We start from the raw sequence: 13,462 nt of genomic DNA on the forward strand, positions 1-13,462 counted from the left end.
TTAAGAGAATATAAGCAATGTTTTTATTTTAAGGAGAATTAATGAGAGTTATTGATTATATAGAACAAGGTGGAGTCATTATGTACATACTACTTGCCTTAAATATTGTTGGATTTGCAATTATGCTTTCAAAATTCTTTATACTTACTAAAGAGTCAAAGAGGTCGAACCAAGTTGCTGCTGAACTTAGTGAGAAAGTAAAAACTACGACTAAAGATGGTGATACAAATACTATTATTGAAATCGCAAAACAAGAATTAGCAACTCATATTTCAGGATTAGAGAAAGGTTTAAATACCGTAAAGATCATTGCTTCAATATCACCTCTTCTTGGACTACTTGGAACTGTTATCGGAGTTCTCGTGGCCTTTAAAGTCATGTCACAAACGGGACTGAATAACCCTGCTTCTTTTGCACAAGGAATATCAATGGCACTTATCACAACTGTTGGTGGTATGATCGTTGCTATCCCTCACTATATTGGACACAACTACCTTATTGGTATGGTTGATCAATTTGAAACGAGATTAGAGAAAGAATTACTTTCAGACGTTTTATAAGGAGGCTTCATGAAGAAAAGATCTAGAGAAGCGGCTGCTCCCGATATTACTCCAATGATTGACGTTGTCTTTCTCCTTCTTATTTTCTTTATGGTTTCGACTGTATTTAAGAAAGATGAAATGGCACTCTTACTTAATCTTCCAAAAACAGAGAAAGGTGAAAGTGCTCAAAGAGAGCAAAAGACAATTTATATCGAGCTTTCAAAAACAGAGATTGCTTATAATGGGACAAAGACAACCTTAGAGTCTTTAGAGGATACTTTAAAAGGAGTTACCAAAAAGACTATGCCAATTGATCTTAGGATTGATAAAGACGTTAAATACGACCGTGTAGTCCTTCTCATTGGGAAACTTAAGAAGTACGAACTCACCAATGTTTCACTTATTACAGATGAGTAAGATAGAGATTCATTAAATCGTTAGAAGTATTTCTCCAATCAAATTTTTGAACAAATTCATGGCCCTTTTGGGCCATTTCTCTTTGTAAATTCTCATCCTTTAAAATTTCAAGCATTGCATTTGATATTTCCTTAACAGAATAAGGATCCACATACCTAGTTGCTGGGCCACCAGACTCAGGAAAACATCCTCCCACACTTGTAATAACAGGAGTCTTTGAAAAGAGCGCCTCTATAATTGGTATTCCAAAACCTTCATAGAAAGATGGGAAGACAAAGAGTTTTGCTAATTGAAAAATAGCAGGAATATCATCATTTATGACATCATCTAAAATTCTTATTCTCTTATTCAATTTATTTTCGTTAATATAATTAATTACATCACTTTTATACTTCTTGCCTCTACCTATAAGAATAAGATCTTCATCAATCTCTTTATAAATTTCTTTAAAAGCCTTAACTATCCCAAGGGTATTCTTATTCTCTTCCATTGTAGCTATATGAAAAATAAAAGGCTTTTCTAAAGAGTACTTCTCACTCACTTTACCTAGCTCTACATCTGACTTATCGTGATAGAAGTCAGGAGAGCAGCTCTGATAAATCACATGGATTTTTTCTTCAGGAACTTTTAAGTACTCAACAATATCAGCTTGGGTTTGCTCACAGATAGCAATTACGATGTCACTTACCTTACAGCTATACATAAATTTTCGGTGGTATATTTGCCTATCTACAAAGGAAAAGAATTGCGGAAATTTTAAGTAAAGTAAGTCGTGAATCGTTACAACTTTTAAAGTATTTAACTGGCTAATTCCTGGCGGTAATTCATGACTTAATCCATGGTAAACGTCGAGGTGCTTATTTTCGAGTTCGCTTTTTAAGAGAAGACTTCTCCAAATACTTGGGAAGTTCTTTGAGATTAACCCTTGGGGAGAGATAATTTCGCAACTTGAGCTTAGATCTTTCGACCAATTAATGAGTTCTTGATTCTTGGCTTCAGGAGAAAAGAGAAGGTATTCATTCTCTTTATAATACTCATCTAAACTCTTAATGAGAGTACGACTATAATTTCCGAGTCCTCTTAAATTATGGAGAGCTCTCTTCCCATCAAAACCTATTTTCATTCAGCTATTCTAACTTAGAAAGTTCCGGTTGCCTAGCTTTCACTAGGAATGATTAGACTCTGCCCTTTATAAATTCGATGACCTCTAAGATTATTTGCGACAACAATTCTCTTTATAGAAGTATTAAATTTTCTAGCAATTTCTGTTAGATTATCCCCTCTTCTAACTTTATAACGACTCACATTAATAGGGATTGAAAGACGTTGCCCAATCATAATCTTGCTCGACCTTAATTTATTTACTCTCTTAATTTTCTTTACAGGTAGCCCAAATTTTCTAGAGATTTCAATTAAGTTATCCCCTCTCTTAACTTTATAGACAGAACTTACACTGCGACTAACAGACTGAGTAACACTTCGACTTGCAACTGTTGGTTTTCTCGCAAAACTTAAATTTGCAAATCGTCCTTCATACCCTTTTGGCAAAAGTAATTTAAAAGGACTTCTTCTAGTTACAGCTACCCAATCATTTTTTACTTCTGGATTTAATATTCTCATTTTACTAAGACTAATATTTAAAGATTTAGAGACCTTTGAAATTGAAAATGATTTTCTTGCTTCAACTTCATCAACATTTAAGTAGACAGAAGAGTCCACACTCTTTGTTTTAAGTCCGTACTTTTTACGGTTTTCATACAAATACTTAGCCGCTGCAACTTTTGGAACATAATTAATTGTTTCTCTTGGAATTAACTTCTTCTTTACAAGTTCTCTATAATCTCTTGTATTACCTCTTCTGATTGCGTTAATGATTCTATATTCTCCGGCATTATAAGCGCAGAGAGCTAATTCCCAACTTCCAAATATATTATAGAGGTCTTTAAAGTAATTAGCTGCTGCATGTGAAGCTTTGTAGATATTTCTTCTCTCATCTAAATATCGATCAATTTTTAATCCATACCTCTTCCCTGTTCCCTTAATAAATTGCCAAGGACCAACAGCAGATGCATGAGATCTGATATGCGTATTATAACCAGACTCTATTAAACCTACATAGAATAGATCTGCAGGTAGCTTATGTTCCTCTAAAACACTTTTAACGATCTCTTCAAATTTAACACCATTACTCATATGCCTTTGGAAACGTGCCTTCTCTCTTTTTGAAAAGTATTTTTTCCAAAATTTATAGTGCTTCTCTTTATATCTAAGATTAAGAGCATCTTTATCTCTTGTTTGGACCGTCGCTGGAAATATTTTTTCTAGAAATGATTTCTTCTCTTCAATTGGGTCAGTTGTCTGCACAACTTTGACCTCTTCCTCTTTTCTACTAGGTGTTGTATCAATCTTCACACTCTCGTAAGTCTTATTAGAAGTCAGAGCTGCAATACTCTTTGGAGAACTATTCTTCTTCCTCCCCATCAGAGGACCGATGTGAGAACAGCTAGAAGTAATAAGAAGTAGGAGTAAAATGCTCAGTTTTTTCACGATAACAGATCCTTGAAATATTGAAGAGTATTACCATTCTACATAAGGATCTAAAAAAATTAAACGCGGAAAGAATTTTGGTTAAAAACCTGGATTGATTTTTATAAGAAAATCAAATTTTGTTTTCAGTCTTAAATTTGCTTTTGGAACGGCATCGACCTTAAGCCTTATGTCGATTGAAAAAGTTCTGTTATTCTTTAATATTTCCTTCACTCTTCCATTGTCAATTTGCATTTTAAAACATTTAAAATCGCAATCATCTTCAATTTTAGAGTCTCTCTGATAGCTAAATAAAATAGCTGACTGCTTTCCATCGTACACGGGGTTTGGAGTCTCTGTATCAGTATATACAGGCTTAACGGAAGCAATTGAAGCTGGTAATTGGTTTACAATTAAATAAACATCAAGTGATTGAACAAAGCTCAAATCAACAGCAGTACTTGTTGTTTCTGTAACTTTACCATCGGCCTTAACCCCGTCAACAACGACTTCAGAGGTATCTACTAACCTAACCTCTGCGCCAGTGAATTCAATTTCTTTTAAAATATCAAAGTCAATATCATCAAGCTCTGGAAACTCATAAGTCATAGCATCGAGCTGAATATAAGAACCATTTCCTTCTTGAAGTTCGATATCCGCGAAGCTTGCAATTAAGCGCTGTAGAATATCTCCTACATCTCCGCCAATTCCGCGAACTTCTCCCCCAAAAGCATCTACATTGATATCATCGACATCATACGAAAGCTCAACAGCATTATCTTCTAATTGAGACTCAAGAGTCTCAATCCCAAATGCGGGAGTAATCTTCTCTTTTGAGCAGCTAATGCTAACTAAGATAATAAGTAGAATGAGTCCTATATTTTTCATAAATCTCCATCTTGAATGCTATGCGTTATACCTCTTCTGAAAAATATTATCAAGATTTATGAATAAATTTCATTCATGAAAAATATCAATAAAAATAGTAACTTAACAGTCTTATACTTTTTTCACAGTCACTATTATTTAAATGAAATTAGACTACAATAACACCATGCAACAAACCATAAGAACGACAATTATAGCCACTGCTCTCTCCTTTTCAATTGGAAACGCAATTGGCGCAAGCTACGACACCCTTCCAAAAGGAGTTAGGCTCGGTGGTTATCGCCATGTTCTTACTGATGGTATTAATTCAGACTACGGCTCTAGTACAACTGAAAGTAAATACGCTTTAAGAGAAAGTCTCGATGCGAAGAACCTTGAATCTATAAATGAGGCCACTAAAGAATATTTCAAACAATTAAAAAGCATTAATTCTGCGGCCTATGACGACTTCACTTTTGGTGAGTACTCTGCCGATGCTGAAGGAAGAGTTTCAGTAAATGGATTTGGTCTCGGCTGGGGTATTACTAATAAACTAACGGCTTACTTCTCTGTTCCTATATACAATGCAAATGTAAAATTAAATATTTCAAGAACAAAAGGTAATAATCATCAAGCGACTATCAATCAGCTTAATCAAAATGGAACTTTAACTGCTGAACAAAAAGTTGTTAGAGATATCACTGCTCAGCTTCCAGATGCTAAAGAAGAGTTACTTCAATCAATCATTGTTAATTACTATCAATATAAGCCAATTGGAAACTGGGAGGCACAAGGCCTTGGAGACACAGAAATTGGTGTTATTTACAAAGTTTTAGAAAAAGAAACTTATGGAGCAGCCATTGCCGGTGGTCTTGTTCTACCAACAGGTAGAGTTGATGATCCTGATATTCTTCAAGATATTTCATTTGGAGACGGACAATCGGATATTTTTGCAGAGGCCTTCCTAGGAAAGAGTTTTTTCAAGAGAAAGTTAGATCTAGATTTAAACTTTCGCTACACTTATCAAATGTCTAGCGAGAAGAGACTTAGAGTCCCTGAGAGTTATGACTTTCCCCTGTCTAGAAAAACTGATAATTTCTCAGAAAAACTTGGAAATAAAATTAATATTTCATTTGGGCCAACTTATCATATTACACATTGGGCATCTGTATCTGCAACTTACGGGGTAGAAAATCAAGGTGTCTCAAAGTATGAGTCAAAGAACACGGAAGCAAATCAAATCTTGGCCCATAATACAAATAGTGAATCACACAATATTCGAGTCGCAGCAAATTTCAGTACAGTCTCACTCTATCAAATGCAGAAATTTGTTATGCCACTATCTGTATCTCTAAGAGCACAGAAAAAGATTGCAGGAAGAAATACTCCGAAACATTCGCAGTATGAATTAGACTTTAAATTCTTCTTCTAATGTAAGTGAGACAGAAAAATAAGTCCTGAGTCTTCGTAGAGATAATTATATGGATCTTTCTCTAGCAATAGAAAACCATCTAAGTCTAAGTAGTCCACTCCATAAGCAATATTCATGGCAGAGTTTATCCCTAGAGAAGTTTCAACCATACAACCAACCATTGTTTTCATTCCCAGCTCTCTAGCCGCTCGCAACTGATTAAGAGCTTTGAAGTAACTTCCTGATTTCATCAATTTTATATTTACACCATGGAATTGATTAGCAAGATCTCGATTCACTTCACCATTAGTAATAGATTCATCAGCAATAATTTCAACAGGACTAATAGGTTTTAGTTTTAAATATTCCTCATGAGAGCTGCTTGTGAAAGGCTGTTCTAAGAATTCAATATTAAATTTCTTAAGCGGCCCCGTTAGGAGGTTCATTACTTCATCTGGATTACTCCATCCTTCGTTAGCATCAATTCGAAGAGGACCGTCGTAATTCTTTTGAACTTCCTTTAAGAAATCAATATCGTTCTCTCCCCCAACCTTAAGCTTAAGAGCACTAAATCTTGTGAGCTTATTTGAACTAATGAAGTCTGCAACTTTTCCAGGGTCCATTATTGGAATAGAGAAAGATGTTCTAACTTTTGACAATGAATTGGCTCCAATTATTTGAGTCACGGACATTTCTGCAATGTGGGCCATATTGTGAATAAATGCAGACTCGATTCCAAACCTTAGTGAACTTGAAATATCTACCTTTTTAAATATTGGTTCAAGATCAGCGAGAGTTGAAATAGCATTAGGACAGATAGTTACAAACTTTTTAAATTCTTCTTTAATTGATTCGAGAGTTTCTCCATATCTAGAATTAAAGGCCACCTCTCCAAGACCTAGAACACTATTACTATTATACTCAACTATTAAGTTCTTCTTAACATCACAAGAGTTTCTCGAAATTGTCCAAGAAAAACGTAGAGGTAACTCAATTTCTTTAATTTTCCAAATACTCATAATGACAACTTTCCACTCTCAACTTAATATAGATAGTAATATTACTATTATCCCCTGTTTTACTATGAATTTAAAGCTTGAAGATTTGTCTCAGTACATTGTTGTCATTATTTTTATCTTGATTATCTTCAAAGTTCTTGGAAGTGGATTTATAACCTCACTTCATGAGCTATTTACAGGAAAGAAACAAGAGGATGACTTTGATATTGACTCTCTAATTAATAAGAAAAAGAACCAATTTAACCTATCTCCTACTCTCCAATCTCAATCATTAGAAGACACGAGCTTAAGAGCAAAGGTTCAAGCTCTAGAGTCAGATGACAAAGAAAAAATGATGGATCTTTTAAAATCTCTAGAATGGGGTGATATTGATTCAAAGTATATTAGAAATTCAAAAGAGCTTCTAGGTGATACTTCAAATACTCGCGGATTGAGCCATATCGTAAAGTTTTTCTTCGAGAGAACTTTAGAGGAAAATAAAGACAATCTTCTAAAGGTATGGACTAAAGTCTATGACAATAGTGTTCTCTGGACCAATCTATTAAACTCTTCAAAGAATATAGACGAGCAAAAAGCTCTCCTATCTTTTAAATACTCTAAGTTTTCTACAATATTGAACTTAGAAGAGCATAGTATTAGGACTGAATTAGAAAAACTCCTTCTCCCTGCTGAACTTCTCACTATTAAATTTATAGATAAAGAGTTTTCTGAGGTAGAGACTGAGGAAATATTTGAACAATATCAAGAAAAATTGAATCTTTTCAAAAGGTTGCGCCCAATCTCTCCGACAAGCAAGGAGAATACAAAGAAGTGGGCCCTAGAGGTACTAGAAGTTAGAGATCAAGATGTTGATGAAAAAGTGGTTAAAGAAGCCTATAAGAAAATCACATCTAAGATTCATCCCGATAAGTTTAGTTCGCTAAATTTATCAGATGATCAAATCTCTATTTTAAATAGTAATCTTGCAACCGTAAATAAGGCCTACGCACAACTAAAGAAATAGGTGTCGTATGAAAAAGAAAAGAGAACAACTCGTCAATCAATTACAAATTGAGTTAGTAAAAATTATAAGTGAGACAAATGGAATCTCTCTTAGCGATACCTTAGAACTTCTTCTTCAATCTATAAAAATGAAAGAGAATTCTTTAGTCGAAAAGTCTCTACTTGAATTTAATCACCTTTTAACAGGATTTCAAATTGATGAAGTTGATATCTCAACTCTTCTACTACACCCTGTAGGAGAAGCTCTCTTTGGATTCTTTAAATCTTTTCCAATTCCATACAACGAAGAACATATTCACTTAACAGGGTCTTTAAATGCAGAATTTATTTATCCAAGGCTCAAGAAACTACTTGAAGGGGATAATAAAGAGCTCTATGAAAAAAAGATTAAAGATGTCTACGGTGAAAACTCTATTCCCATTAACTCAATTGACGATGTAGATAATTTAATAAGATTGAAAGATGGTGAGCAGTTTGGAAAGTACCTCGAAATTCTCTATCTAGCAAAACTAGTTTTAGTAGACAGAAAGGCCCATGAAGACGCTGCTTATCACATGGCAGAAGAGCTTTATACGAAATACAATGTTGGTCAAATAAGATTAAAATTCACCCTATCTAGATCCACTTCAATAGAATCAGAAAAAGTTCCTGGTATTGAGGATATTACGGAAGAAGATGTTGTCCTTGGTCTCTTCGATGGTTTTAAGAAATTTCAAAAAGATAATTCATTTTTTAAATTCGTACTCTCTCCAAGTTTTAGAAAAGAGAACGATTTCTTTGATTCTGAAAATTATAAAACAAAGAAAGATCACTTTGAAGCGCAAGTGAATTCTCTATTAAATATTCTAGACAAGCATACATTCCTACGGGCCTATGTCTCAGAAGTAGACACTGTTGGTGATGAAAAAGAGTTGTATCGTAAGGTTCACTTTAAACAAATGAAATCAGGACTTAGAAGACTGCAGTACAATGGTTTTCAAATAAGATCACACCACGGAGAAACTTGGAAGACTTTAAAAAAGGGTGTGCAGTCCGTTGATAATGCGATGAATATTTGGCATATCGATACTCTTGAACACGGTCTCTCCCTAGGAATTAATCCTAACTTCTACTACCACTCCCTTATGCAAAGGGTTTTAGAGAAGAATCAAAAAGGAGAACCTCTAAAAGAAAATGGACAAGAATTTAATGAGATTCAAGATATGGAATGGCACGATGAATCAGTGAGGAATAAAATCCTTAAAGGTTCTATTCTTACTGACGACGAAATTATAAGTTTCACTAAGACAAAATTTCATACCGCAAGAGAAGTTGAACACTATCAACATGATGTTCTAAATAGAATGATTAATAAGCAGGTTTCACTTGTGGCACTGCCTTCTTCTAATTTAAAACTCACTGGTTGCTTCCCTGATTATAAAGATCATCCATTTTCATGGTGGGAAAAGAAAGGAGTAAAGTTAGGGGTTGGGACAGATAACTATATCACTCTTTCAACCAATTTTATTCAAGAGATGCTTATTCTCTTATTTTCAGATCCAGTGAACTTAAAAATTACAAAACTCTTAATGGTTTCAACAAAAGAGAAGAGACGACCTTATATTAGTCATCTGCTCTGGGAACTTAGAAAAGAAATTCTCAATAAGAAAGTTGACTAGAGATTTCTTTAGTCACTCTCTCGGGTGTAATATCAACCATGCATTTCTGCCAGGTATCTTGGGAACATGAGCCTCTCCCATCCTTTGTGCAAGGACGGCATGAAAGCTCCACTTCAAGTGTTTTAATATGCTTACCTGTTGCAAAACCAAACGCAGTTGGTCCCATCAAAGAGATTCCTTTGCGCCCTAAAATATCTGCTACATGAATAAGTCCTGTATCTGCACTGATTAAAAGTTTAGACTGATTGACTATATAGCAGCTCTCAATGAGGCTCAACTTTCCGGCCAAGTTAAAAACTCTCTCTGGTGCAACTGCCCTGATATCTTCACAGAATCTATCCCCAGGCCCACCTAGTATTGTAAAACTCTCATTCGGATTTAATTCAATTAACTTCTTCCAATGGGATATTGGCCAACGCTTCATTTCCCAAGCTGCAGAAGGAGCTATCACGATGGAGTTTTTTTCAAAATACTCACTTAGTTCTATATTTTGAAAGCTCCAGCTTTCAGGACTAAAGTCTAGAGCATCCTTAATACCCCATTGCCGAAGAGGACGAAGATAGCTAATAATACCTCTATAGGGATTATCAAAGAGGTTCTTTCTAAATGTAAAAAGCAGCAACCTCTTCATTCGCTCCTTACTTCTTCTTAAGAAGTTTGGAGGAAAGAGAAATAGTGAAATAACTCTAGAGCGAAGATTTGAGTGAGCATCGTAGACGTGAGAGTAATTCTCCCTCCTAAGTGCTAAAGCCAACCGAATTAGTCCGATAATCCCCTTCTCTTTTTCAAAACTCCAGATTTTATCCACACTCTTGTTTAGAAGTAAGAGCGAAGACATATCAGCGCGAGTCACCCAGTGAATTTCTCCTGGAATATTCTCTTTGACCTTATTCAGTACACTCATACACTGAACAATGTCTCCAAAGCTTGAAAATCTGATAATTAGGGTTTTATTCATCTCAATTATAATACCTGATTTTTTTTAATTTGCCCAAGAGTTGTATAAAGTCATATTATTGGTAAATACACATTAACCAGAGCTTTCTATGAAATATTTAATCTTTATTTTTATTCTCTCTTTCTCCATAAGTGCATCGGAAGAAAATGAGGTTATCGCTACCCTTTGGCAGGAACTAGGACATCCCCCAATTAGTAAAGAGCAGATTTCTCCGGTCCCTACCCCTATTGTAAGAAAACAAGAAGTGCCTGTAGAAAAAAAGAGAGAACTCTCCCCTGGGCAAAGAAAGCTAGAAGAAATAAAGGCCAGAAATAGGAAATTGATTCAACAAAAGAAAGTAGAGAGCCACGCTCCAAAGAATATATATGAAGAATATAGGCAAGGTCTTACAAATTTAAAAAAGACGACACAGAAAACGTTGGCCGATCAAAAACAGCAAATTGCAAAGACTAGGCTAAAATGGAAAAAATCTAGAGATAAATTTTTAAAGAATTTATCTCACTACAAAGAAAATACTTTTGAGATGCAGAGTGCTGCTGGTGCTAGTCGCTCAAATGCTGTCACACTGCTACCAAAGAATATTTCTCTCGAAAAAGGAAGGGACTACTTTGTCGTAAGAAATGCCTTTGATATTAGCGTTAAAGACCAGGGCCGACGACCTACATGTAGTGCCTTTGCTGGAGCTTCTGCCGTTGAAATTCTACTCAGGCAAAAGCAATCTGATATTGAAATTTCAGAACAATACCTCTACTGGGCATCAAAGCCCTATTGCCAGAAGTCTCCCTGTTCGCAGAAAGGAAGCTGGATAAGTTATGCCTATGACAATAGTATAAAATCTGCCAATTTAGATATACCAATTTCAAGAGACTGTCCTTATATTAGAGAATCCCTACCTGGAAATGAGACCCAAATTCCACTTGGAAGTACTTGCCAAAGAGGTGCCGTAAAAATAGAGAGCTATAAGAAAGTTAATTCATCTCAAGCTCTTCTAAATTCTCTTAACGCAAATACTCCTGTGATTATTGGAGTAAAGCTTTCTCCCAATTTTTACACAACAACAGGAATCATTACCTACCAAGATTCACTTGTTGGTGGTAAAATGGATGAGCATGCTAATGGACACGCTCTGCTTCTAATTGGACACATGAAACTACCAGAAAAGCTTAACTCAGAAGGTAGGATTTGTTATCTAACAGTTAATAGTTGGACTAAGGGCTGGGGGGCTGGTGGATATGGCTGCATCACAGAGAAATGGTTATCAATGTATAAGGTCAAGAATCCTTTTATGGCGCTGACAAAAATAAGGAGTTTATAAATGGCATTTAGCCTACAGAACTTTACAAGTCTAATAAAAGTAGCCGCTCAAAATAATGCTAGTGATGTTCATATCAGAAGCAATGAATCACCTAGCCTTAGAATAAGTAGTGAACTTATTCCTGTTCAATCAAAGCCATTTAGCACGAGCGATATAGAAGATATTATTAAAATAATTACAAAAGATAAGAAGTTTGAAATCGACCTAGATCATCTAACTGAACTTGATGGTGGAATGGAGATAGAATCGCTATGTAGAATACGCTACAATATTTTCAAATATAATGGTCTTTTTGGAATTGTTCTTAGACTTGTAAAACTTCAGATACCTACCATTGATCAATTGAACCTGCCAGCGGTCATTAAGAAAATATCAGAAACTCAGAGAGGACTTGTACTAGTCACTGGTGCGACTGGATCAGGAAAATCAACAACACTTACTGCAATGATTGACCATATGAATAGAACGAGATCGTCTCATATAGTCACTTTAGAAGACCCAATCGAATATATTCATAAGAATATAAAGTCGAGAGTTTCTCAAAGAGAGATCGGAACTGACACTCCAGACTTTTCAGTGGCCCTAAGGTCCGCCCTTAGACAAGATCCAGACATAATTCTCATTGGAGAAATGAGAGATGCCGAAACAATTTCTATCGCCTTAAAAGCTGCAGAAACTGGGCACCTTGTCCTCTCAACTGTTCACACTACGAATGCAATCTCAACACTAAGTCGAATTATTTCAATGTTTCCTCATGAAGAGCAAGATGAAATAAAGAAGAGACTTGCCACTTCATTAAAGGCCACAATCTCTCAAAGAATGTTAAAAGCAAATACAAAGTCAGGGATAGCCATTGCTCAAGAAATCATGCTTACGAGCCCAGGTATTCGAGAATGTATTCTTGGAGAAGAGCCTTTAAATAGAATCATCAATATTATTCAAGAAGGAAAAGGTCGATCAGGAACTGGTTCTCAAAGTTTTGATCAACATATTATGGACTTATATAATGATGATTATATAACAAAAGAAACGGCCCTTGCTGCTGTTGAATCTGAATCTGACTTCTTACAAATGCTAGACTTCGAATAGTCCTAGAGATTATCTAGGACTAGCGTTCCTGAAATAAAGTCATGGAGTCCTCTTCTTCTCATATTTAGAGGTATCATAAGTATTCCAATCACAGAGATTATTGAAATTGGCTTGGCTATATATTCTCTTATGACAATAACTCCAAGAGGAGCTTTAGGTTTCATGGTTCCTAGTATTTTTAATTTAAAAATTTTCTTCCCAATAGACTTCTGGGAAGAGGCCATTGGAACTATTATAAGAAGAAAGTGCATAGCGAAAGCAATGACTAATCCCCCAACTTCTAGAGGAATAGTATTAATAATCACAGGACCTAGAAATTCTTCAATCGACTGCCCAAAATCTGAAAACATCCCACCAGCACCTTGCCCCAGAGATACGATTAAAATTAAAATGACTAAATCAACGAAAAATGCCAATCCCCTGCGCCAGTGAGCCGCGGGATCGATAATATCTCTTCCCTTAATTGAAGTACCACCCTCTTCCCTGGCCATCTGCCTTCTAGATTTTCGAGTTGGTACCGAATTCGCATCAAGTCCTAACTTTCCTTCTTTTCTAGCATTTTTAAGAAGAGGTTTACCTGTGTTTTTTTTCTTCTTAGGTGCAACTTCTTCATCTAGCTTAAAGTCCCAATTTCCATTATCGTCTGACATGAATAAAA

The 13,462-nt window shown here is 35.4% G+C and carries 13 protein-coding genes; 7 read left to right on the forward strand and 6 right to left on the reverse strand.

Annotation, left to right across the window (positions count from 1 at the left end; genetic code table 11):
• Window positions 1-41: 41 nt before the first annotated feature.
• Both CES88_RS06155 and CES88_RS06160 read left to right on the forward strand, forming a co-directional pair.
• Window positions 42-560 carry a MotA/TolQ/ExbB proton channel family protein gene (locus CES88_RS06155; RefSeq protein ID WP_290732494.1) on the forward strand — a complete coding sequence of 173 codons (519 nt, stop codon included), beginning with the start codon at window positions 42-44 and terminating at the stop codon, window positions 558-560.
• 9 nt (window positions 561-569) lie between these two features.
• Entirely contained in the window at window positions 570-959 is a 390-nt protein-coding gene (locus tag CES88_RS06160; RefSeq protein WP_290732496.1) for a biopolymer transporter ExbD, read from the forward strand.
• Here the strand turns inward: CES88_RS06160 and CES88_RS06165 are convergent.
• From CES88_RS06165 to CES88_RS06175, 3 genes are all read right to left on the reverse strand, one after another.
• A complete protein-coding gene (locus CES88_RS06165) occupies window positions 946-2,082 on the reverse strand; it encodes a glycosyltransferase family 1 protein (protein ID WP_290732498.1) in 1,137 nt (378 codons plus the stop codon). The genes CES88_RS06160 and CES88_RS06165 overlap by 14 nt on opposite strands.
• A 32-nt stretch (window positions 2,083-2,114) precedes the next feature.
• Window positions 2,115-3,506 carry a lytic transglycosylase domain-containing protein gene (locus CES88_RS06170; RefSeq protein WP_290732500.1) on the reverse strand — a complete coding sequence of 464 codons (1,392 nt, stop codon included), beginning with the start codon at window positions 3,504-3,506 and terminating at the stop codon, window positions 2,115-2,117.
• Between the two features lie 81 nt (window positions 3,507-3,587).
• Window positions 3,588-4,373: a hypothetical protein gene (locus CES88_RS06175; RefSeq protein WP_290732502.1), complete on the reverse strand. Its 786-nt coding sequence runs from the start codon at window positions 4,371-4,373 to the stop codon at window positions 3,588-3,590.
• Between the two features lie 166 nt (window positions 4,374-4,539).
• Between CES88_RS06175 and CES88_RS06180 the strand changes: the two genes are divergently transcribed.
• A complete protein-coding gene (locus CES88_RS06180; protein ID WP_290732504.1) occupies window positions 4,540-5,784 on the forward strand; it encodes a hypothetical protein in 1,245 nt (414 codons plus the stop codon).
• Here CES88_RS06180 and CES88_RS06185 read toward each other — a convergent pair.
• On the reverse strand, window positions 5,781-6,782 hold the full coding sequence (locus CES88_RS06185; RefSeq protein WP_290732506.1) for an enolase C-terminal domain-like protein: 1,002 nt from the start codon (window positions 6,780-6,782) through the stop codon (window positions 5,781-5,783). The genes CES88_RS06180 and CES88_RS06185 overlap by 4 nt on opposite strands.
• A gap of 64 nt (window positions 6,783-6,846) precedes the next feature.
• Between CES88_RS06185 and CES88_RS06190 the strand changes: the two genes are divergently transcribed.
• Together CES88_RS06190 and CES88_RS06195 are read left to right on the forward strand one after the other, a co-directional pair.
• Window positions 6,847-7,785: a hypothetical protein gene (locus CES88_RS06190; RefSeq protein WP_290732508.1), complete on the forward strand. Its 939-nt coding sequence runs from the start codon at window positions 6,847-6,849 to the stop codon at window positions 7,783-7,785.
• Between the two features lie 7 nt (window positions 7,786-7,792).
• Entirely contained in the window at window positions 7,793-9,442 is a 1,650-nt protein-coding gene (locus CES88_RS06195) for a hypothetical protein (RefSeq protein WP_290732519.1), read from the forward strand.
• Here the strand turns inward: CES88_RS06195 and CES88_RS06200 are convergent.
• On the reverse strand, window positions 9,423-10,400 hold the full coding sequence (locus tag CES88_RS06200) for a glycosyltransferase family 9 protein (protein WP_290732521.1): 978 nt from the start codon (window positions 10,398-10,400) through the stop codon (window positions 9,423-9,425). The genes CES88_RS06195 and CES88_RS06200 overlap by 20 nt on opposite strands.
• A gap of 88 nt (window positions 10,401-10,488) precedes the next feature.
• Between CES88_RS06200 and CES88_RS06205 the strand changes: the two genes are divergently transcribed.
• A complete protein-coding gene (locus CES88_RS06205) occupies window positions 10,489-11,715 on the forward strand; it encodes a C1 family peptidase (RefSeq protein ID WP_290732523.1) in 1,227 nt (408 codons plus the stop codon).
• A complete protein-coding gene (locus tag CES88_RS06210) occupies window positions 11,716-12,804 on the forward strand; it encodes a PilT/PilU family type 4a pilus ATPase (protein WP_290732525.1) in 1,089 nt (362 codons plus the stop codon).
• Window positions 12,805-12,806: 2 nt separating this feature from the next.
• Here the strand turns inward: CES88_RS06210 and CES88_RS06215 are convergent, their stop codons facing one another.
• On the reverse strand, window positions 12,807-13,454 hold the full coding sequence (locus tag CES88_RS06215) for an RDD family protein (RefSeq protein ID WP_290732527.1): 648 nt from the start codon (window positions 13,452-13,454) through the stop codon (window positions 12,807-12,809).
• Window positions 13,455-13,462 lie beyond the last annotated feature (8 nt).

It is taken from the genome of Halobacteriovorax sp. JY17, from assembly GCF_002753895.1.
Classification (GTDB): Bacteria; Bdellovibrionota; Bacteriovoracia; order Bacteriovoracales; family Bacteriovoracaceae; genus Halobacteriovorax.

Coding starts and splice junctions, on each gene's coding strand:
- CES88_RS06155 (WP_290732494.1), top strand. CDS start 42: ATGAGAGTTATTGATTATATAGAACAAGGTGGAGTCATTATGTACATA.
- CES88_RS06160 (WP_290732496.1), top strand. CDS start 570: ATGAAGAAAAGATCTAGAGAAGCGGCTGCTCCCGATATTACTCCAATG.
- CES88_RS06165 (WP_290732498.1), bottom strand. CDS start 2,082: ATGAAAATAGGTTTTGATGGGAAGAGAGCTCTCCATAATTTAAGAGGA.
- CES88_RS06175 (WP_290732502.1), bottom strand. CDS start 4,373: ATGAAAAATATAGGACTCATTCTACTTATTATCTTAGTTAGCATTAGC.
- CES88_RS06180 (WP_290732504.1), top strand. CDS start 4,540: ATGCAACAAACCATAAGAACGACAATTATAGCCACTGCTCTCTCCTTT.
- CES88_RS06185 (WP_290732506.1), bottom strand. CDS start 6,782: ATGAGTATTTGGAAAATTAAAGAAATTGAGTTACCTCTACGTTTTTCT.
- CES88_RS06190 (WP_290732508.1), top strand. CDS start 6,847: ATGAATTTAAAGCTTGAAGATTTGTCTCAGTACATTGTTGTCATTATT.
- CES88_RS06195 (WP_290732519.1), top strand. CDS start 7,793: ATGAAAAAGAAAAGAGAACAACTCGTCAATCAATTACAAATTGAGTTA.
- CES88_RS06200 (WP_290732521.1), bottom strand. CDS start 10,400: ATGAATAAAACCCTAATTATCAGATTTTCAAGCTTTGGAGACATTGTT.
- CES88_RS06205 (WP_290732523.1), top strand. CDS start 10,489: ATGAAATATTTAATCTTTATTTTTATTCTCTCTTTCTCCATAAGTGCA.
- CES88_RS06210 (WP_290732525.1), top strand. CDS start 11,716: ATGGCATTTAGCCTACAGAACTTTACAAGTCTAATAAAAGTAGCCGCT.
- CES88_RS06215 (WP_290732527.1), bottom strand. CDS start 13,454: ATGTCAGACGATAATGGAAATTGGGACTTTAAGCTAGATGAAGAAGTT.